The organism is Streptomyces sp. Z423-1, from assembly GCF_013009255.1.
GTDB lineage: Bacteria > Actinomycetota > Actinomycetes > Streptomycetales > Streptomycetaceae > Streptomyces > Streptomyces gossypiisoli.
The window spans coordinates 4,256,258-4,274,247 of record NZ_CP053109.1; the positions used below are offsets into that span (position 1 = coordinate 4,256,258).

The 17,990-nt window shown below is 69.7% G+C and carries 21 protein-coding genes and 1 pseudogene; 15 read left to right on the forward strand and 7 right to left on the reverse strand.

Annotation, left to right across the window (positions count from 1 at the left end; all coding sequences use genetic code 11):
* Window positions 1-43 precede the first annotated feature (43 nt).
* Together HJD23_RS18980 and HJD23_RS18985 are read left to right on the forward strand one after the other, a co-directional pair.
* Window positions 44-697 carry a TetR/AcrR family transcriptional regulator gene (locus HJD23_RS18980; RefSeq protein WP_240980745.1) on the forward strand — a complete coding sequence of 218 codons (654 nt, stop codon included), beginning with the start codon at window positions 44-46 and terminating at the stop codon, window positions 695-697.
* Window positions 698-1,035: 338 nt separating this feature from the next.
* Window positions 1,036-1,917 (forward strand): aldo/keto reductase, encoded by an 882-nt coding sequence (locus HJD23_RS18985; protein ID WP_240980746.1) that lies wholly within the window; start codon window positions 1,036-1,038, stop codon window positions 1,915-1,917.
* A 287-nt stretch (window positions 1,918-2,204) separates the two neighbouring features.
* Here HJD23_RS18985 and HJD23_RS18990 read toward each other — a convergent pair whose 3' ends face one another.
* Window positions 2,205-2,642, reverse strand: coding sequence for a MarR family transcriptional regulator (locus HJD23_RS18990; RefSeq protein WP_171109823.1), 438 nt, complete (start codon window positions 2,640-2,642; stop codon window positions 2,205-2,207).
* A 125-nt stretch (window positions 2,643-2,767) separates the two neighbouring features.
* Between HJD23_RS18990 and HJD23_RS18995 the strand changes: the two genes are divergently transcribed.
* The 6 genes from HJD23_RS18995 (at window position 2,768) to HJD23_RS19020 (ending at window position 6,808) form a co-directional block, all read left to right on the forward strand.
* Window positions 2,768-3,277, forward strand: a complete 510-nt coding sequence (locus tag HJD23_RS18995) for a hypothetical protein (protein ID WP_171109824.1) — start codon at window positions 2,768-2,770, stop codon at window positions 3,275-3,277.
* An 83-nt stretch (window positions 3,278-3,360) separates the two neighbouring features.
* Complete coding sequence (locus HJD23_RS19000; protein ID WP_171109825.1) at window positions 3,361-4,014, forward strand: NAD(P)-dependent oxidoreductase; 654 nt, start codon at window positions 3,361-3,363, stop codon at window positions 4,012-4,014.
* 183 nt (window positions 4,015-4,197) lie between these two features.
* Window positions 4,198-4,728, forward strand: coding sequence for a MarR family transcriptional regulator (locus HJD23_RS19005; RefSeq protein WP_171109826.1), 531 nt, complete (start codon window positions 4,198-4,200; stop codon window positions 4,726-4,728).
* Window positions 4,729-4,893: 165 nt separating this feature from the next.
* Complete coding sequence (locus HJD23_RS19010) at window positions 4,894-5,514, forward strand: DsbA family protein (protein ID WP_171109827.1); 621 nt, start codon at window positions 4,894-4,896, stop codon at window positions 5,512-5,514.
* Window positions 5,515-5,573: 59 nt separating this feature from the next.
* Window positions 5,574-6,380: an MBL fold metallo-hydrolase gene (locus HJD23_RS19015; protein WP_171109828.1), complete on the forward strand. Its 807-nt coding sequence runs from the start codon at window positions 5,574-5,576 to the stop codon at window positions 6,378-6,380.
* A gap of 5 nt (window positions 6,381-6,385) precedes the next feature.
* Entirely contained in the window at window positions 6,386-6,808 is a 423-nt protein-coding gene (locus HJD23_RS19020; RefSeq protein ID WP_171109829.1) for a nuclear transport factor 2 family protein, read from the forward strand.
* Window positions 6,809-7,808: 1,000 nt separating this feature from the next.
* On the opposite strand, the gene HJD23_RS19025 is transcribed toward HJD23_RS19020, so the two are convergent.
* The gene (locus HJD23_RS19025) at window positions 7,809-8,084 is read right to left on the reverse strand and encodes a hypothetical protein (protein ID WP_171109830.1); all 276 of its coding nucleotides are present in this window, start codon (window positions 8,082-8,084) and stop codon (window positions 7,809-7,811) included.
* Window positions 8,085-8,510: 426 nt separating this feature from the next.
* Between HJD23_RS19025 and HJD23_RS19030 the strand changes: the two genes are divergently transcribed.
* The 4 genes from HJD23_RS19030 (at window position 8,511) to HJD23_RS43900 (ending at window position 11,581) form a co-directional block, all read left to right on the forward strand.
* Window positions 8,511-8,963, forward strand: coding sequence for a DUF4383 domain-containing protein (locus HJD23_RS19030; RefSeq protein WP_171109831.1), 453 nt, complete (start codon window positions 8,511-8,513; stop codon window positions 8,961-8,963).
* A 63-nt stretch (window positions 8,964-9,026) separates the two neighbouring features.
* Window positions 9,027-9,512 (forward strand): MSMEG_6728 family protein, encoded by a 486-nt coding sequence (locus tag HJD23_RS19035; RefSeq protein ID WP_171109832.1) that lies wholly within the window; start codon window positions 9,027-9,029, stop codon window positions 9,510-9,512.
* A gap of 1,057 nt (window positions 9,513-10,569) precedes the next feature.
* Complete coding sequence (locus HJD23_RS19040; RefSeq protein ID WP_171109833.1) at window positions 10,570-10,779, forward strand: hypothetical protein; 210 nt, start codon at window positions 10,570-10,572, stop codon at window positions 10,777-10,779.
* A 601-nt stretch (window positions 10,780-11,380) separates the two neighbouring features.
* Window positions 11,381-11,581: a DUF3105 domain-containing protein gene (locus HJD23_RS43900; protein WP_277347806.1), complete on the forward strand. Its 201-nt coding sequence runs from the start codon at window positions 11,381-11,383 to the stop codon at window positions 11,579-11,581.
* A 257-nt stretch (window positions 11,582-11,838) separates the two neighbouring features.
* On the opposite strand, the gene HJD23_RS19050 is transcribed toward HJD23_RS43900, so the two are convergent.
* Window positions 11,839-12,453, reverse strand: coding sequence for a TetR/AcrR family transcriptional regulator (locus HJD23_RS19050; protein ID WP_171109834.1), 615 nt, complete (start codon window positions 12,451-12,453; stop codon window positions 11,839-11,841).
* Window positions 12,454-12,549: 96 nt separating this feature from the next.
* On the opposite strand from HJD23_RS19050, the gene HJD23_RS19055 reads away from it, so the two are divergent.
* Entirely contained in the window at window positions 12,550-13,482 is a 933-nt protein-coding gene (locus HJD23_RS19055) for an alpha/beta hydrolase (protein ID WP_171109835.1), read from the forward strand.
* A gap of 81 nt (window positions 13,483-13,563) precedes the next feature.
* Here the strand turns inward: HJD23_RS19055 and HJD23_RS43905 are convergent.
* The 4 genes and pseudogenes from HJD23_RS43905 to HJD23_RS19070 all read right to left on the reverse strand — a co-directional run.
* Window positions 13,564-13,751: pseudogene (locus tag HJD23_RS43905) on the reverse strand (DNA-binding response regulator); the annotation flags it as partial.
* Complete coding sequence (locus tag HJD23_RS19060) at window positions 13,745-14,491, reverse strand: phosphatase PAP2 family protein (RefSeq protein WP_171109836.1); 747 nt, start codon at window positions 14,489-14,491, stop codon at window positions 13,745-13,747. The pseudogene HJD23_RS43905 and the gene HJD23_RS19060, both read right to left, overlap by 7 nt.
* On the reverse strand, window positions 14,488-15,102 hold the full coding sequence (locus HJD23_RS19065) for a phosphatase PAP2 family protein (protein ID WP_171109837.1): 615 nt from the start codon (window positions 15,100-15,102) through the stop codon (window positions 14,488-14,490). The genes HJD23_RS19060 and HJD23_RS19065 overlap by 4 nt, the downstream gene beginning before the upstream one ends.
* An 8-nt stretch (window positions 15,103-15,110) precedes the next feature.
* Window positions 15,111-15,728: a DedA family protein gene (locus tag HJD23_RS19070; protein ID WP_171109838.1), complete on the reverse strand. Its 618-nt coding sequence runs from the start codon at window positions 15,726-15,728 to the stop codon at window positions 15,111-15,113.
* A gap of 115 nt (window positions 15,729-15,843) precedes the next feature.
* Between HJD23_RS19070 and HJD23_RS19075 the strand changes: the two genes are divergently transcribed.
* Both HJD23_RS19075 and HJD23_RS19080 read left to right on the forward strand, forming a co-directional pair.
* Window positions 15,844-16,215 (forward strand): BlaI/MecI/CopY family transcriptional regulator, encoded by a 372-nt coding sequence (locus HJD23_RS19075; RefSeq protein WP_171109839.1) that lies wholly within the window; start codon window positions 15,844-15,846, stop codon window positions 16,213-16,215.
* Window positions 16,212-17,141, forward strand: coding sequence for a M48 family metalloprotease (locus HJD23_RS19080; protein ID WP_171109840.1), 930 nt, complete (start codon window positions 16,212-16,214; stop codon window positions 17,139-17,141). Before HJD23_RS19075 ends, HJD23_RS19080 begins: the two co-directional genes overlap by 4 nt.
* The last annotated feature ends 849 nt before the right edge of the window (window positions 17,142-17,990 follow it).

Genomic DNA, 17,990 nt, shown 5'->3' on the forward strand with positions numbered 1-17,990 from the left:
CAATCGAGTACACCAACCGTGACGTCCAGGCGAGGGAACACACGTGACCCGTTCACCCGCGGCAGCCAAGAGCCCCGCAGGCCCGACCGAGCAGCCGATGGGCCGCAGGGAGCGGCAGCGGCAGAGGATCCGTTCCGCGATCCTGGATGCCGCCCTGGAGTTGTTCGCCGAACAGGGCTACGCCGCGACGACCATCGACCAGATCGCGGAGCGTGCCGACCTTGCCCGCCGAACCGTCTTCAATCACTTCCCTCGTAAGCGCGACATGCTGGATGCCTGGAGGGTCGAGCGCCGGGATCTCGTGGCCGCCCGGCTGGTAGACGGCGGCGTCCGCCGGGCCCCCGCCCGCCGCCGGCTCGAGCTCCAGATGGAGGCCCTGGCCAAGGTGAACGAGGAGAACCCCAGAATGGCCCGTGTCCTCTCGCTGGGCTGGCTGAGCGAGCTGGGGACTCTCGAGAGCCCCTTCCCGGTCTTCGACTCGTTCCTCGACAGCGTCCGCCTCGGCCAGGAGAACGGCGACTTCCGTCCCTCCGTGGCCCCGGAAACCGTCGCGGAAATCCTCAGTGCGGTGTACACCGAAACCCTCCACCGCTGGCTCCAGGCGCAGCAGCACACCGACCAGCCGTTCCCTCTCGGCCCGGCCCTTCGGGCAAAACTCGACCTCCTTCTTGACGGCCTGACGGCACCGCAGGGCTGACGGCGCCTCAGGACTGGGGGACCTCAGGACTGGGGGACCTCAGGCCGACGACACGTCACATCCGCCTCCCGCCGCGGCCGGCATGCCGACCGGGCCGCGCGCCCGCACGTCAAGGCCGAGCAAAGAATGTGCACCGCCGGTGCATGCATGTACTGGCGGCGCTATAAATGATCCGAGATCACCGGCGCGATCGGCCGACAGGCGCCCTCTGATCCATCCCTCCACGTCTGCAACGCCCATCCGCTTCGCCTCCGTCAAGTCAGGGCAGGGTCCGGCGTTTTTCGGCAGACACGAACACTTCACTTTCGCAACCAGTTCAGCCTTGAGAGGACCCGCGCGTGATCACGAACACGAACGGAACCGCCGTCCGTCCCGCAGTCGAAAGCGGAGTCTTCCGGATCGGCGGCGACCTGCCGGTCAATCGCCTCGGCTTCGGCACCATGCGCCTGACCGGCCCCGGAGTCTGGGGGGAGCCTGCCGACCGTGCCGAGGCCGTGCGCGTGCTGCGCCGTGCGGTCGAACTGGGCGTCACCTTCATCGACACCGCCGACTCCTACGGCCCGTTCACCGCCGAGCAACTCATCCGCGAGGCACTGCACCCCTACGCGGACGACCTGGTCATCGCCACCAAGGGCGGCCTGACCCGGCCGGGCCCCGGCGCGTGGCTGCCGGTGGGCCGCCCGGAGTACCTGCGCCAGCAGGTCGAACTGAGCCTGCGTCACCTCGGCCTGGAGCGGATCGACCTCTACCAGTTGCACCGGATCGACCCGCAGGTGCCACTCGCCGACCAGCTCGGCGCGCTGGCCGAGCTGCGGGACGCCGGCAAGATCCGGCACATCGGCCTGTCGGAAGTCTCCGTGGCCGAACTGGAGGAGGCCCGGGCGATCACCGAGATCGTGTCGGTGCAGAACATGTACAACCTCGCCGAGCGCAGGTCCGAGGACGTGCTGGCATACGCGGAGGCAAACGGCATCGGGTTCATCCCGTGGTTCCCCATCGCCACCGGACAGCTGGCCAGGCCGGGCGGCCCTCTCGATGCCGTTGCCAAGGAGTACGAGGCGACGCCGTCGCAGCTCGCGCTGGCCTGGCTGCTGCGCCGCTCGCCGGTGCTGCTGCCGATCCCCGGCACGTCCTCGGTGGCCCACGTGGAGGAGAACATCGGCGCCGCTCGGATCGGGCTCTCCGACAGCGCCTATCAGTCCCTCGCCGACGCCGTCTGAGCCTGTCCGGCGCGGGCGTGATCGTGCGCAGGGCGACGAAGGCCGGTGGGCAGAGCGCGCACACGAACGGGCACTGTGTTCGGCTGGGCCCGGTCGGACGTCCGGTTGGGATGACTTCGCGCGTGCACAGAGCTTGGGTGAAGCCCGTTCTGCGCTGCAAGGTCCTCGATGCCCTGTGCACAGTCGGCGGCGGAGCGTGCGCTGTAGAAGAACCCGCTCGGTGACTGGGCAGGTGACTGATGACCCGGCCCATCCTGCGCTGAGGGCATGCGCGTCCGCACGGAACTTCATTCGTTCGCGTCGCGGAGCGTGCGCAGGATGCGCTCCAGGTGGCGGCGGTCCTCGGACGAGAGCGGTCCGGTGACGTGGCTGCGGAGATGGCGGACATGGGCGGTCAGGGCGCGGTCGAGCGCCTCGGCGCCCTGGTCGGTCAGCGCGGCGAGTGCGGCCCGCCGGTCGGCGGGGTCGGGGTCGCGGCGGATCAGCCCCTCCTTCGCCATGCGGTCGGCGAGCCGCGTGAAGCCGCCCGAGCTGAAGGACACGGCCTCCGCCAGGTCCGTCATGCGCAGCCGGTGCCCGGGCGTGCGGCCCAGCCGCAGCAGCACCTCGAACCACGTGTCCGGAACTCCCAGATCGCGGTGCACGAGGGGCTTGAGGCGAGCGAACGCCTCCACGAACAGTCCGTAGAGCGTCACGTCGTCGTCATTCAGCAGTTGCTCGTTCACCCCACGAGGATGGCAGAAAGCCGAGAGCGGAAGAAGCTTCTGTTGCAGTATCTGCATCGGCAGATATATTGTCTGCCTCGGCAGATACTTTTCTCTGTACGCCCCCACAGATGTGGAGCCCGATCATGCGCAAGCGCAAGCGCACCCTCCCCGCGTTCGGTGTCGCCGCCGCCACGGCCGGCGCCCTCACCCTCGGCCTGTCCCTGGCGCCCGCTTCGGCGGACGCCGCCCCCGCCTCGCGCGGGCACCGCACGATCACCATCGAGGCCGTCGAGAAGGGCACCGCGATCAACATGGTCGACGTCGCCCCGGCCGACTCCGCCCTCGGCGACCAGCTGATCGGGACCGGCGACCTCATCGGCCGCGACGGCCGCAAGCTGGGCACCAGCAGCTTCGTGGGCGTCTCCACCGACGCCAAGCCGCGCACCGCAGAGCTGCTGACCTTCGTCTACGAGCTGCCCGGCGGCAAGATCACCACGGCCGGCACGGCCAAGCTCTCCGCCTCCGGACCCGTCTTCGACGAGCGGTTCGCCATCACGGGCGGCACCGGCAAGTACCAGAACGCCTCCGGAGAGGTGCGCGTCCTGCAGGAGACGGTGGAGCGGGCGAAGGTCACCTTCGAGATCCAGCGCTGACCACACCCACGCATACGCACACGCACACGCACACGCACACGCACACGCACACGCAACGAGAACGAGTACGAACGGAGTCACCTGTGAAGTTCCTCCTGATCGGCGCCACCGGCATGATCGGCTCCCGCATCACGGCGGAAGCGCTCGGCCGCGGCCACGAAGTCACCGCTGCCACCCGCTCGGGCCGTGCGGACGGGCTGCCGGAGCACCAGGCGCTGACCGCCCTCGCCCTGGACGCCACCGCGCCGGGCGAGGTCGCCCAGGCCGCTGCCGGACACGACGCCGTCATCTGCGCCGTCTCCCCGCCCCGCGACGGCTCCGACCCGGCCGCCCCGCTGCTGGCGACGTACAAGTCCCTGGTCGAGGGGCTGCGCACAGCGGGCGTACACCGCCTGCTGGTGGTCGGAGGGGCGGGCAGCCTGAAGACCGCCTCGGGCCAGGACCGGGTCGACACCCCGGACTTCCCCGCGATGTACAAGGCCGAGTCGCTCGCCCAGCGTGAGGTGCTGCGCCTGCTGCGCGGCGAAGTGGGCGACGACCTGGACTGGACGTATGTCTCCCCGGCCGACGAGATCGCCCCCGGCGAGCGCACCGGCACCTTCCGCCTCGGCGGCGACGACCTGCTGATCGCGGAGGACGGCACCAGCTTCATCAGCGCCGAGGACTACGCGGTCGCCCTGGTCGACGAGGCCGAGAAGAGCACGGCGATCCGCCGCCGCATCACCGTCGCGTACTGACGGACGTCGCTCGAGGACGTCCGTTTCGACGTCAGGCCGACCGGCAGTGCCAAGGCGACGCGAGCAAGGCCGATGTGAAGCGCCCGCCGCTCTCGCTCGGCCGGGTCCTCTGCGCGGCAGGCACTTAGCCCCTTCACTGTGGGCAAGGTGAGCGCCCAAGGCCGCACCAGGCATGATCAGTGGATGCATGGTGTGGAGGACCAGTCGGGCGGTGGGAACGTGGAAGAGCCGACGGAGATCTCGTCGCCGAAGGAGGCCGCGGACAATGCTCTGGTGCTGGCGTTCGGGCGGTTGCAGGGGGCGGCGAACCGGCTGGAGTACATCCTCGGGCGGTCGCTGGAGCTGGAGTGCGGCATCAGCCATCTGATGTTCGAGGTGCTGCTCATCCTCGGACGGGCGGGCGATCCCGGGCTGTCGATGCGGGCCATCGCCCAGGAGCAGGTGCTGACCACAGGCGGGGCGACGCGTCTGGTGGACCGGATGGAGGCGGCCGGACTGGTGGAGCGCGCCGAGGATCCCGGTGACAGGCGCGGGCGGCTGGTACGGCTGACCCGGCTGGGGGAAGAGACGACCGTGCGGGCGTCCCGGGTGCACGTGGAGAACATCCGGCGTTACTTCCTGGCGCCCCTGCCTCCCGAGGACCGGGAGCGGTTCGCCGAGGACCTGCGGATCCTGAGCCACTCCGCCCGGGACGAGCTGCCCCGCCTGCCCTGAACGGCCCCTCCTGCTGCGGCCGTGCGGCTTCACTGATGCACTGACATGACGCTTGCCGGTGTGGCCGTCGTCACACGAACGAAGAAATATCTGAGGCGTCAGTTACTGTTTTCTCAGACGAACCGCTCGCGTTCGGCGGGCGCCACACCTTTGCTGGGGTCTTCGATGAAGCTCGTCTACGTCTTCGACGCCTACTGCGGCTGGTCGCACGGGTTCTCCGGAACTCTGCGCGAGACCGTCTCCCGTCATCCCGAACTGCCGGTCGAGGTGGTCTCCGGCGGGCTGTTCACCGGGCCACGCCGGGTGCCGATCCGCGAGTTCGGCTACGTCCAGGGCGCCAACGCCCAGATCGCCGAGCTGACCGGCGCCGAGTTCGGCGAGGGCTACGAGCGGCTGATCGCCGACGGATCGTTCGTGATGGACTCCGAGGCCGCCGCGCGCGGCGTCGTCGCCCTGCGCCGGGTGGCCCCCGACCGCGCGGCGGAACTGGCCGGCGCCCTCCAGCGGGCCTTCTACGTCGACGGCCTCAGCCTCTCCGACCCCGCGACCTACCGGAAGGTCGCCGAGGAGGCCGGTCTGGACGCCGACGCCGTCGTCGCCGCCTTCGACGCGCCCGAGGCGCACAACGCGGCGGCGGACGACTTCCACCGCTCCGCCGAGCTGGGGGTCACCGGCTTCCCCACCCTGCTCGCCATCGACGGCGACCGAGTCGTCTCCCTGGCCCATGGCCACGCCACCGCCGACGAGATCGACCGGCGACTGGCCGCCCTGACCACCGCGCCCTGATCACCGCGCCCTGACCACCGCCCCACCCACGGAATCCCCGTCCCCCCAGGAGGCCCCGCATGAGCACCCTCTCCTTCAAGGTCATCGACCTCGACTTCCCGGCCGGCAGCAAGAACAAGACCGCCACGCTCGTCACCGGTGAGCAGGAGGCGCTGCTGGTCGACGCCGCCTTCACCCGCGCCGACGGCCACCGCCTGACCGCCGAGATCCTCGACTCCGGCAAGCAGCTGACCACCGTGTTCGTCAGCCACGGCGACCCCGACTTCTACTTCGGCGCCGAGGTCATCGCCGACGCCTTCCCCGACGCCACCTTCGTCGCCACGCCGATCGTCATCGAGCACATCCAGCACTCCTACGAGGGCAAACTCAAGGCGTGGGCGGCCCTCGGCCCCAACCTGCCCACCCGCCTGGTCGATCTCACCCCGCTGACCGGCGACCTCACCCTCGAAGGCCACCGCTTCGAGCTCAAGGGCGGCCCGGCCGGCCTGCCCGACCGCCACTACCTGTGGCAGGCCGAGCATCGCGCCCTCCTCGGCGGCGTCCTGCTCTTCCAGCAGGAGCACGTCTGGGTCGCCGACACCCCCACCCCCGACGACCGCTCCGCCTGGATCGACCTCCTGGACGAGATGGCCGCCCTCGACCCGCAGCTGGTCGTCCCCGGCCACCGCCTGCCCGGCACGGCGGCCGACGCCTCAGCCATCACCGCCACCCGCGACTACCTCGTCGCCTTCGAGGAGGAACTCGGCAAGGCGGCCGACGGCGCCGCCCTGACCGAGGCACTCGTCCAGCGCTACCCGGACAACGGCATGCTGATCGCCGCCCAGATCGGGGCGAAGGTCGCCAAGGGCGAGATGAAGTGGGGCTGAGTGCCATGACGTACGAACACACCGACTTCGCGACCTCCACGGCCCCGGCCGACGTGGTCCGCCGCCAGTACCTGGCCTCCGCGGCCGGCCACCTGAAGGCCCTGCGCGCCACCCTCGCCCCGGACGTGGAGTGGAAGGAGATGGCAGGCTTCCCTCTCGCCGGCACCTACCGCACCCCCGACGGGGTCACCTCCCATGTCATGGAGCAGCTGGGCAAGGAGTGGGACGACTGGACCGCGCACGACGACACCTATGTCGTCGAGGGGGAGAACGTCGTCGTCCTCGCCCGCTACACCGCGACCAACAAGGCCACCGGCAAGCCGATCGACGTACGCGTCGCCCACCACTTCGTGGTCCGCGGCGGCCTGATCGTCCGCTTCGAGCAGTTCGCCGACACCGCCCTCGTCCGCGACGCCATGCGCGGCTAGGCGTCCGTCCAACCCTTCCCCGGGACGGGCCGCGACTCTATTCATGGGCGTCGCCACCGGGCATTGGCCTGGCAGCGCGATTCCATCTCCGCGCTGAGTGGAGGTGTTGCAGGATTTCCCAGGGACCCGGACGCTGTGATCCTTCCCGCGTCTCTTCGTCGGGACGCCCGCCGCGCACGATATCCACCAGGTGCGCGTCCCGTTCGCCGGATCGGCTCCGGGGTTTCGGCACGGAGGCGGACGCCGACGGCGGTTGGTGCTGCTTAGGCAGGGGCTGGTGCTCCGGTCAGGGGAACACCTGGTGGTGGGCGCGGTCAGACCAGCTGGTCGCGGAGCCACCGCAGGCTCCAGGGGACGATTTCCTGGGCCTTCTGCATGGCGCAGTGGGTGGCGTTCGGGACGAGCCGGACGACGGCGGGGGTCACCACCGAGTTCCACCTATACCCGGGGTTCCACGGCTCTGTGGGACTCACGGACACAGCCATCAGCCAGACGATGCTCTCAGTCGTGATGGACGGGCTGCCGCGAGGGCTGCGCGCGCACTCGGTGCGGTAGCAGCCACTTTCCGCCGTGGCAGAGCGAGCATGGAAAGGCGCCGACGGGGCGGCGGGCGCGGTTACTTCCCAACGCACCCATCGCCCGGTCGAGCAGCACGGCCAGCGGGACAGTGCCGACAAAAGCCCTTTTCCGACGCCTTCACGTCCTTCGTGACCTCGCTGGGCAGGGCAGAGCGAGAGTTCCTGCGCACGCGCGCAACTCGGTGAATGCACTCGGGAATGGAGTAGTGCGGCATTGCGGTGTGTCCACGGGTGCCCCGCCAACGTCAAGGCCGCTTTTGATGATAAAGGCAACAGGCCCTGTCCAATGTGATCAGAGCAAGGCCCTCGAGGCGCAGATGGGCCGGGTCGGGCCCATTGTTGTAAGCGTTCATGATCTTCCAGAGTGGCTGATGGCAGGGCGGTGGCGCCCGCCCGGGCAGGCACCACCGGGGAGGCCCTTTTCAGCCAGCTGCCTTGCGCTCCCGGAATTCATGGACGCTGGCCGTGAGGGTGCCGTCGTGCTGTTCGTAGTGGGACAGGGCGAGGCCGAGGCCGAAGAACGTGGGGGCCCACTCGCCTACGAAGATGCCCCACCGGTCGGCGCGGGCGAGCCCGGTGCCGGGTTCGGCTTTGAGGCTGGTCATCCAGGCGGCAACGGTCAGGCCGATGGAGGTGAAGGCGGCCATGTAGGCGTGCTCGCTGCGGATGCCCGCCTCGTGCATTTTTTTGACGATCACGGTGTTCTCCCGCTCTTTCTAGGTCGGTAGTGGGGTCTGTTTCCTGCGGTCTGGCTATGGGGTGTCTTACGCCGGGGCGCGCCTGAGCCCGTCGACAATGCCAGAGACGTCGCCATCGTCGTCCTCTCGCCTGCACGTGCCGGGCAGTGGCAGAGGCGATGACGATGAGAACGTGCTCGTGATCCCAGCAGTGGCCAGAACCTCAGCAGACGCTGACTACACCAGAGTGCCCATTTTCTTGAGCAACACCGCACTCCGACGAATCGGCAGCCACGTCTTTGTTTGCGGCTCAACATGCCGAGCAGCTCGACCGGGCCGGAGCGGCTGCGCGCGCCGATGCCTGTCTCAACCAGGTGGTTCCTGCACCAGGCGTGGTACTCGACTTTTTCCTGCTCGTCTCCGAAAGACAGTGAGGATCGACAAATCATGACCACACATACACGCCACGTGACCGCCCGCACCCCCGTGCAGCAGGCCGCCCGGCTGATGGGTGCCGTATTCCTGTTGGTGGGCATACTGGGCTTCATCCCCGGGATCACCACGAGTTACAGCGCGATGGAATTCGCCTCCCACGAGTCGGGTGCCAAGCTGTTCGGGATCTTCCAGATTTCCATCCTGCACAATCTGGTCCACCTGGCTTTCGGCGTTGCCGGTCTGGCACTGGCCCGTACCGCTTCCGCTGCATATAACTATCTGCTGGTCGGCGGGGCCATCTACCTAGTGTTGTGGATCTACGGCTTGGCCGTCAGCCAGGACAGTGACGCCAACTTCGTGCCCCTCAACACCGCCGATGACTGGCTCCATTTCGTGCTGGGCGTCGCCATGGTCGGTCTTGCGCTCCTCCTCGGCCGACGTACCCCTGGCACCGAAGATCGATAAAGGCCGAGTCGGGCAGCGACTTTTCGCCCTACAGGGAGGTCCCTGCCTGACAGGGGCGACGGCATGCAGACTTTCCTGCCCTACCCCGACTTCAGATCCTCGGCGCTGGTCCTGGACCGTCGCCGACTCGGAAAACAGCGGGTCGAGGCATTGCAGGTCCTTCGTGGCCTCGTCGTGCCGGGTTACGGGTGGCGCCACCATCCAGCAGTGCGGATGTGGGCGGGATACGAGGAAGCGCTGGTCCGATATGGCCTGGAAGTCTGCAAGGTGTGGCGTGAACGGGGCCATCAGGACGGCTGTGCGGCCACACTGGTCGCTGATCTCCTCGCATTCCGTCCCGGTGCATCAGTTCGCCATCAGGTGCTACTCGCGGCCGCCGGGGAACTGCCTCCTTGGCTCGGCGACGATGCCTTTCACCGCAGCCACCGGTCGGCGCTGGTGCGCAAGGACCCGAACAGCTACGCCCCACTCTTCCCCGATGTGCCGAACGATCTGCCGTATATTTGGCCGACGTCGGACCGTTCGGGCGACCCACTTTCCGAGGCGTGAAAGGGGAAGGTCGGTGGAGCGGCTTTGGGCTGGAGCTGCTCGGCGCGAGTGATCACGGCCCCACAAGCTTCCGGCGCGTCGGCGGCGATTTCGTAGGGACGGGACGCTGCTCGTCAGCCAGGGTTCGGCAGGGCATCGAGCCGGGCGAGCGCGCTGCTGATCACATGCGCCCAGGGCCAGTGCTCGGCGAGGCGGAGGATGCGGCGGCGGCCGGTGGTGACCAGCCTGGGCAGCCGCGGGGGCCCCGGATATCGCTTGATCCAGACCGCTCTTGCGGAGCCTCTCCACCAGCAGCGCGGCCCCGGCCTGGGAGACCACCGAACGGCCGCCGCCCTCGACGCGGACACGCGGGTAGGACCCGACACTCTTCTTCACCTGGGAAGTGCTTCGGAACAGGCCACCTTGTTCCGCCGCAGGGCCCGTCATCGCACTCGTCGCACGCCGCCCTGGGTCGCGTCCCGCGAACAGGTGTAGGCGAGCGTAGTTCGCGACTCCGCAGGTCACAGCCGGGGAAGCCCGACACCTCGGCGATGGGCAGCACACCACCGCCGGGAGCAGGCGCGGGACAACTCCCGCGAGGCGGCGGCACGCCACCCCGCCCTGCAGTCGGTCCCACTGTCTGTCACCCGATGGGACCGGTCAGTGTCCGAGGCGGAGTGGCAATCCGACTTCAGTGAATCTGCACGTCGGATGCGCAACCGCCTCACGGAGTGCGGGGCATCTATGCAAGGGCATGCCGGATGCCGCCGTGTTGGTGCGGAGTGTCCGGTTCGGAATCCTCGTAGCAATATCGGTCGCATCCTGTCGCGCGGGATGTAGAGAAATCGCCCCCAAGTCGTGCACATGCCTGCACGGATGCGCAGCCTGTTGGTTCAACTTCCTGGATGCGTATCCCGGTTGATTGGTCGCCCGGTGTGCTCCGTGCTTTGATCCTCTACACCGCAGGAGGCCGCGCGAAAGCCACCAAAACGGGTGTCGCGTGCCTGCGGCTGAGGCCCGCTGTCCGTCCCCGGCGGACCCCCCCTTGTGGATCATCCATACGAAGGGAAGTTTCATCATGAACTCCGCTCCCCAGGTTGAGACCGTTGAGATCTCCGACGCCGAGCTCGACAACGTCTCCGGCGGCCTGAACCCGCACGCCGGCCTCGTCGTCGGCCCCACGGCGGTCAGCAGCACGGATGTCCTGGCCCAGCTCGGCGCTGCCCAGAACGAGGTCCTGGGCGCCGCCGGCCAGTACAACCACGTCAGCATCAGCGCCTCCCTCTGACCTGCAGTCCGACCGCTAGTCGGTGGCTCCCCGCCAACCTGGTGATATGACTGGGGAGTTGGCGGAAACAGGCGCTACGGAAGGTGAAAGCTCCTGGCGTCCACGGAGTGTTGACCAAGATCACGCCGACGCCAGGAGCTTCGAGTGCTTGTTCACCGGGCCGGGCAGGGTGCTGGACGCGACGGCCCGGCAGCGGCTCGTCGAGGTCGCGGGCGGGGAGAAGGGGCGTCGCCGCGTACTGCGCCGAGCAGTTGGCGCAGACCGCAGGAGACAAGCAGGCAAGGCCGAGAAGCCGACCAGCCCGAGAGGCAGTAACCGCCTCCACATGGCTGCATGTCCCGCCTGGCGGCTCAGGTGTGACACACCAGATCCGTGGTGCGCGCCGTAGGGAGCGACCCGATCACGAGGGTAGGGTCCCGCCCCCGGTGGAGGGGGCGTTGGCCTGACAGAGCATCTGCAACAGCTGAACCAGGCCGCAACAGCAAGGGCGGCCACAGCAACGCGCGAGGCCCGCACACAGGAACTGCTCCGCTCAGCAGAACCGTCTGCCTCCAGACGATCCGCAACGAGAACGCCGTGGCCCGGAAGCCCTGCACGCCTGATCAACCCCGTCACACGACAATCCTGGACGATCACGCTGTCCGCATGGGACCACCCACTCAGTGTCGACACGGCCTCCGACCCGCGCGTCGAGCAGTTCATCACCGCCTACGTCCAGCGCAGCCGCCATGGCCAGTTCAAACGGTACGTGGCCATGCCCATCCCCGGTAGCGGTCCGCGTTCTCGAAGCTACGTGGACTGACGCCACGGTCCAAAAGGCTCGAGCCGCCGCTGTCCGGAGGCCGTCGTGAAGCGCACGAAATCCGGCACGCGGTGAGTGATCACCGCGGACAGCACAAGGACCCGGGTCTGTGACCTGGGCCTTTAACAGTGGCTTGCCCAAACCATGGCGAGGCATCAGCGTGACGACATCAGCGCAGATCAAAGAGGATTCGCCGACTCAACCGGACGCGAACCCGGCTCGGCGCGCGACGACTTCTGTCGCCGAAGCCGCCCTGGTCATGGCCGAAGCCGACAGGCCAGGCCCTCGAAGTAGCTGCGGTGGATGACCGTCAGGTCCACCTGTTCGGGGTCCAGCAGCCACAGCAGGTGGGCTCCCTCGATGAACGCGGCCGTCTCCGCGGCCAGTACTGCCGGGTCCAGGTCGGCACGGGCCGAACCCTCGGCCATGGCGCGCGTGAACAGGGAGACCAGACGAGCCCGCAGAAACCGGCCACGGTCCCGGAACCAGGTGTGAAGCACGGAACCGGGCTCCAGGTTCTCTGCGGTGAGCGTGGTGTGCAGGGCAGCCAGCTCGCGCTCGGTGGTGGCGGTGTGCACGGCGTCCCGCACGAACCAGCCGAACGCCTGGTCCAGGGTGGGTTCAACGCCCGGTGGGATGGACAGCCGTTCCAGGGCACGCCGGTCGGCCTCCTCCAACACGGCCTGTACGAGTCCGTCCTTGCTGCCGAAGTGGTGGATGACGGCGGAGGGGGTGGCACCGGCGCGCTCGGCGATAGCGGCCACTCCAGTGCCACGCACCCCCTGCCGCGCGAACAGCTCGATCGCCGCGTCGACCATGGCTCGGCGGCGCTCGACGCCCCGCTTCTGCACCTGTCCCTTGACTCCGGCCATGGAGATCAGGGTGCCCGGCGGGTGCCGCGGCGTCCAACTCGCACCTGTCGGGAAAACCCGTGCGGGACCCGCACCGAACCATTATCTTGAATGACTATGCAGGAAAATGAATCGAAGAGCGCGGACCTGACGGGCCGCGAGCGGATCGTCCGTGCGGACGACCTGGATCTGTGGGCAGAGGATTTCGGGGATCCGGGCCACCCGGCGGTACTGCTGGTGATGGGCGCGCAGGCACAGGGCATCCAGTGGAACGACGGCCTCGTCCGCCGCCTGGTCGACGGGGGCCGCCGGGTCATCCGCTACGACCACCGCGACACCGGACGCTCCTCCACCGTCGACTTCGCCGCCCAGCCCTACACCGTCGCCGACATGGCCTCCGACGCGCTCGCCGTCCTGGACGCGTTCGGGGCCGGAGAGGCTCACCTGGTGGGCGCGTCCCTCGGCGGCGTCATCGCCCAGCGGCTGGCTGTCACACACCCACACCGGGTACTGACCCTGACGAGCCTGTCGTCCCAGCCCCTCGGCACGGACACGGCGGCGGCCGTGCAGCGTGTCCTGGAAGGGGCGCCTCCGCTCCCCGGCGAACTGCCTCCACCCACACCCGAACTGCTGGCCGCCCTCGCCTCGGCTTTCCCCGAGCCGGAGGCGGGCCTGGAGGCGTACCTCACCGCCCGGCTGCCGCTGTGGCGGATCCTGCACGGCCCGCTGCTGCCGTTCCACACGGACGAGTACCGCGCCATGGAGCAGCGGGTGTACGAGCGGGCGCGCGATCTGCGGGCCGCCCTCAACCACACGTTGGCCGGAGCCACCGGCCCGGGCTGCACAGCGGACCTGGCCTCCGTCACCGCGCCGACCCTGGTCCTGCACGGCACCGAGGACCCGATGTTCCCGCCCGCGCACGCCGAAGCCACCGCCGCCGCCGTCCCCGGCGCCCGCCTGGTCATGATCGAGGGCATGGGCCACACCCTGCCCACGGCACTGGACGGCCGCCTGGCCGACGAGATCCTGCACCACACGGGGGGCGCATAGGACGCCGGACGCACGCCGGCGGGCTCGGCGTTCCCGGGTCCGCCGCTTCGCGGCCGAGCAGGGGGCGTGATCAGCGCGGGGCACCGCGCGTGCACGCGTCCGCCCGTCCGCGTCGGGCAGGCCGACGTCGAGTACGGCCGCGGCGAGTTCGGCGGTGGCCAGCCGCAGGCCGGTGGCACCGTCCGCGCGGGCACGGGGTCGAACTCCTCCGTCGCACAGTCGCGCAGCAGTACGTCACGCTCGGCGTGCTCGTCCTCGACGATCAAGATCTTGGAGCATGGCCCGCCACCTCCTCCGTCGTGTTCCTCGTACCGGTTGCTGTCGTGGGTCTGGTGCCGATTCCTGCCGTGTCGCGCGGACCGGCGATGACCTGCTGGGGCGCCCACCTGGCCACGGCGCCGAGGCACAGCCCCAGCCAGCCGACGCCGAACAACCAGCCGGCGAGGACGTCGGTGAACCAGTGCACCCCGAGGTAGACGCGGGTCAGTCCGACCAGCGCCCCCCAGCAGCCGATGACGACGGCGAGCGGGGTTCGGCCGCGCGGGGCGCGCACGGACACCGCGATGACGAGCAGCCCGACCGTGACCGTGACGGTGGTGGCGTGGCCGGAGGGGAACGACCACCCCGAGGCGTGCGTCGCCCAGTCCGCGTGCGGCGGGCGGGCCCGGGCGATCAGCTGCATCACGCCGTACCGGGCGGCCTGTCCGGCCCCGAGGCAGGTGACGCAGAGGGCGACGGTGATCAGGCGGCTCCGTAAGGCGCGTGCGGCGACGACGCCCGCCAGTACGGCCAGCACGTACGGGATCACCCCGGTACCGGTGGCAGTGAGGCCACGGGCCAGCGCCACCGCGACGGCCGGGCGGTGCGTCAAGGGCCAGGAATGGAGGTCCTCGTCGGTGAACAGTACGGCGCCGTCGCCGCCGACAACGACCAGGGCCAGGACACCGAACGCGGTCAGGGCGCCCACCCCGGTGCAGCCGGCCAGGTCGGCGACCTCCCCGCGGTTCACGGCGCCACCACCAGCGGTCGCAGCCGCGTCGCCGTAAGCCGCCGCGCCAGTGCGTCGGGCCGGCGGCGCACCGCCGACATCATCAGCAGCGCGACGAGAGTTCCGACCGCGACGCCGGCCACGACGTCGTGGGGGTAGTGCGCGCCGACCCAGACCCGGGATGCGGCCATCGCGAAGGCGGCCACCGCCGCGACCGCACAGAGACGCTGGGAGACGAACAGGAGCGCGACGGCGGCCGCGGCGGCGATGGCCGCGTGGTTGCTGGGGAACGACCAGTCACCCGGCGCCGGACACGCCTCCAGTGTCGTCACGCGCAGGCTCTGACAGGGACGGTCCTCGCGGACCACCAGCTTCAGCGCGTCGTTCACCACGTACGCCACGACGACGGTCACCGGCACGGCCAGCGCGACCACTGCCGTACCGGCGGCGCCGACCTGCCGCGCCCGCCACCAGGCGACGGCCATGAGCACGGCGAACACCGCCAGTCCGTACGTCGACCAGGCGGACACCAGGCCGTCCAGCCACGCGGGGGAGCGGTGGGCCAGGCCGACGACGTGGAGGTAGGCGGAGCCGTCGAGCGCGGCACCGTCGAGCCCGTGAGCAGGCGTCATCCCCGGCCTCACCCCTGAGCTCCCTTCTGCCCGGTGGCCGCCCGGCGGGAGCGGTACAGCTCGGCGCCGAGGGGGGCCAGCGACAGGGCGACGACCACCGCGACCATCGGGAGCAGGTAGCGGTCGATGTTCGGGACGGACGAGCCGAGGGCGTATCCGGCGAGGACGAGGCCCAGGCTCCAGACGAGACCGCCGACCGCCTGCCACACGGTGTACGTCCGTATCGGCACCCGCAGCGCGCCCGCCAGGGGATTGAGCACCGTACGCACCACCGGCACGAAGCGGGCCGGCACGATCGCCTTGGCGTGCCCGTACCGCTCCAGTAGCTGCTCCGCACGCCGGACTCCCCCGTGCAGTCGGTCCGGGCAGCTGCTGTCGAGCAGCGCCCCACCCGCTCTCCGCCCGATCAGGTAGCCGTAATGCGATCCGGCCAGCGCATCCGCCGCGGCGACCAGCAGCAGCGGCACCAGGGACAGGCGCACGCCGCCGGCCGTACCTGCGCACAGCAAACCGGCTGTGCACAGCAGGGAGTCACCAGGCAGGAAGAAGAGGACATGCACCGCCGGCTGCGATGCCGCGGGCGCGTCCATGGTCGCGAGCCCTGTCAGCCCTGTCAGCCCTGTCATGGGCGAGTCCTCTCATACTGAACGGACGGAAGCACGCGGACACGACTCCCGGATGACTACAATCCTGTAGACGGTCTACTGCACTGTAGACGACGAAGGGGTGAGGATCGTTCCCATGACCGAAAAGAAGGACGAACGCCGACCGGCGGGCGAGCTGGAGGCCAGTGTCATGGCCGCCCTGTGGACCGCCGACGGGCCGCGCACACCGGGGCAGGTGCAGGCCGACCTCGCCGTGGACCTGGCCCGCACCACGGTGACGACGATCCTGACCCGCCTGCACGACAAGGGTGTCGTGGGGCGCGAGTGGCAGGGGCGTGGCTACGCGTACTTTCCCGTCGAGGACGCCCCCGGCCTCACCGCCCGCCGCATGTACAGCGAACTCGACCGGGACACCGACCGTGAGACGGTCCTGGCCCGCTTCGTCGCCCGGCTCAGCTCGGACGACGAGCGGATCCTGCGGGAACTGCTGGAATCGGGTGAGCGATGACCGCCGTGCTGCTGGTCCCGCTCCTGCTGCCGTTCGCGGCCCCTCCGCTGGCCGGGCGCGCACTCGACCGCCTGGACCCCCTCGCCGCGCTGTGGGCGCTCACCCTCGCCGCGCTCGTGCTGGCCGGCGCATCCGTGTCCGCGCTCGGCGCACTCGTGCTGACCGGCCTGCTCAAGCTGCCCCTGTTCGCCGCGCTCGGCGAGCTCGTCCACCCCCTGCCCACGCCGCCGGACATCCTGACCCTGCCCGCGGCCGCGGCGGCCACCGGTGCCCTCACCGTCAGCGCCTGGACCCTGCTTCGCTCGGGCCTGCGCCAGATCCGTGCCTTCCGCATCGCCCGCGCACAGACCGACCGCAGCCTCACCGCGGGCGACCTGTGCGTGGTCGACTCGCCCCACCCGGACGCGTACGCCCTGCCGGGCCGGCCGCACCGCATCGTCGTCACGACCGCGATGCTGCGCGCCCTCGCCCCCGCCGAGCGCGAGGTCCTCTTCGCCCACGAGCGGGCCCACATCGCGGGCGGCCACCACCGCTTCCTGCTCGCCGCGGAACTCGCGCCCCACTGCCACCCCGGCCTGCGCCGCGTCCGCGACGCCATCCGGCTCGCCGCGGAACGCGCCGCGGACGAGGCCGCTGCCGCCGCCGTCGGCGACCGGCACCTGACCGCGCGGGCCATCGCCCGCGCCGCCCTCGCGACCCACTCCTCGCCCTCCGCCCGCCCGGACTTCGCCGCAGCAGCGACCAGCGGCCCCGTCCCTCAGCGCGTCGCTGCCCTCCTCGCGCCTCCCGCACACCGCCCCCGCACCACCTCCTGGATCGCCCTGCTCCTCGCCGCCTGCACGGCGTTCTCGGCCTGTGCCGCGGTGACCGGAGTGATCACGTTCCACCACGAGGTGGAGGTGGCACAGGGCGAGGCGCCACGCTGACCATGCCATCACATTCAGAACCTCAGGTACCAAAGGGAACTTGTTGTCGCCGCTCGCGTCCTCACCGACCTCCCAGGCGCCGGTCTGGTCGACCATGTAGCGCGGCTGGTTGCCGCGCGACCTCAGGTAGGGCTGGGACGTCTTGTGCGCGCCGTTGCCATTCCGCTTCGACTCCTTGTTCTCGTAGGGCGTACCGACGCCAGGCGTTCGAGATACCGAAAGGTGTCCGGGATTCCGGGAGGACCGTAGGCGGTAAGCGATTTCTACGTCGATCCCTGTGCAGGTCATGCCAGTTGCGGTTTCCTGGGCGTCCCCATGGGCTGAAAAACGCTTGGATGCCGAGGTGGCCGTCGCGGGACACTGCCGCACTCAGGTCGCACTTCGTCACTACGGACGGGAGTTGGCCCGGCCGCGGATTCGGCCTCTCCGTGGTCGCGGCGGCGCCGGATGATCAGGCCGGTGCCCCGGTGGTGTTCGCTGGAGGCTCATGCTCTCTGGACCGCTGATCTATCAGCACTCCGACGAGGAGCGCCAGGAGAAGGCTGCCGCTGGCCTCGACGCCACTGTCCGGAAGGCTCGCGAGGAGGCTACCCAGAAGGCCGCTGAGAAGCCTTCTGGCAGGGATCTGGCACGCGGCCAGTGATCACAGCGGACAGCAAAAGAGCCCAAATCTCTGACCTGGGCCTTCTTCATGAAGCGGGTGACGAGAATCGAACTCGCGCTCTCAGCTGGGGAAGCGACGGCGCTTGGAAGATCATGTGATCGTTGACCTGCGCATATGTGGCGTAGCTGCCGCCTCGCGAGAACTGGTTCGCACCGCTGTTGACCGTGGTTGTCCGCTCTTACGGG

Coding starts and splice junctions, on each gene's coding strand:
- HJD23_RS18995 (WP_171109824.1), top strand. CDS start 2,768: ATGCGCAAGCGCAAGCGCACCCTCCCCGCGTTCGGTGTCGCCGCCGCC.
- HJD23_RS19005 (WP_171109826.1), top strand. CDS start 4,198: ATGCATGGTGTGGAGGACCAGTCGGGCGGTGGGAACGTGGAAGAGCCG.
- HJD23_RS19010 (WP_171109827.1), top strand. CDS start 4,894: ATGAAGCTCGTCTACGTCTTCGACGCCTACTGCGGCTGGTCGCACGGG.
- HJD23_RS19015 (WP_171109828.1), top strand. CDS start 5,574: ATGAGCACCCTCTCCTTCAAGGTCATCGACCTCGACTTCCCGGCCGGC.
- HJD23_RS19020 (WP_171109829.1), top strand. CDS start 6,386: ATGACGTACGAACACACCGACTTCGCGACCTCCACGGCCCCGGCCGAC.
- HJD23_RS19030 (WP_171109831.1), top strand. CDS start 8,511: ATGACCACACATACACGCCACGTGACCGCCCGCACCCCCGTGCAGCAG.
- HJD23_RS19035 (WP_171109832.1), top strand. CDS start 9,027: ATGCAGACTTTCCTGCCCTACCCCGACTTCAGATCCTCGGCGCTGGTC.
- HJD23_RS19040 (WP_171109833.1), top strand. CDS start 10,570: ATGAACTCCGCTCCCCAGGTTGAGACCGTTGAGATCTCCGACGCCGAG.
- HJD23_RS19050 (WP_171109834.1), bottom strand. CDS start 12,453: ATGGCCGGAGTCAAGGGACAGGTGCAGAAGCGGGGCGTCGAGCGCCGC.
- HJD23_RS19055 (WP_171109835.1), top strand. CDS start 12,550: ATGCAGGAAAATGAATCGAAGAGCGCGGACCTGACGGGCCGCGAGCGG.
- HJD23_RS19065 (WP_171109837.1), bottom strand. CDS start 15,102: ATGACGCCTGCTCACGGGCTCGACGGTGCCGCGCTCGACGGCTCCGCC.
- HJD23_RS19070 (WP_171109838.1), bottom strand. CDS start 15,728: ATGACAGGGCTGACAGGGCTGACAGGGCTCGCGACCATGGACGCGCCC.
- HJD23_RS19075 (WP_171109839.1), top strand. CDS start 15,844: ATGACCGAAAAGAAGGACGAACGCCGACCGGCGGGCGAGCTGGAGGCC.
- HJD23_RS19080 (WP_171109840.1), top strand. CDS start 16,212: ATGACCGCCGTGCTGCTGGTCCCGCTCCTGCTGCCGTTCGCGGCCCCT.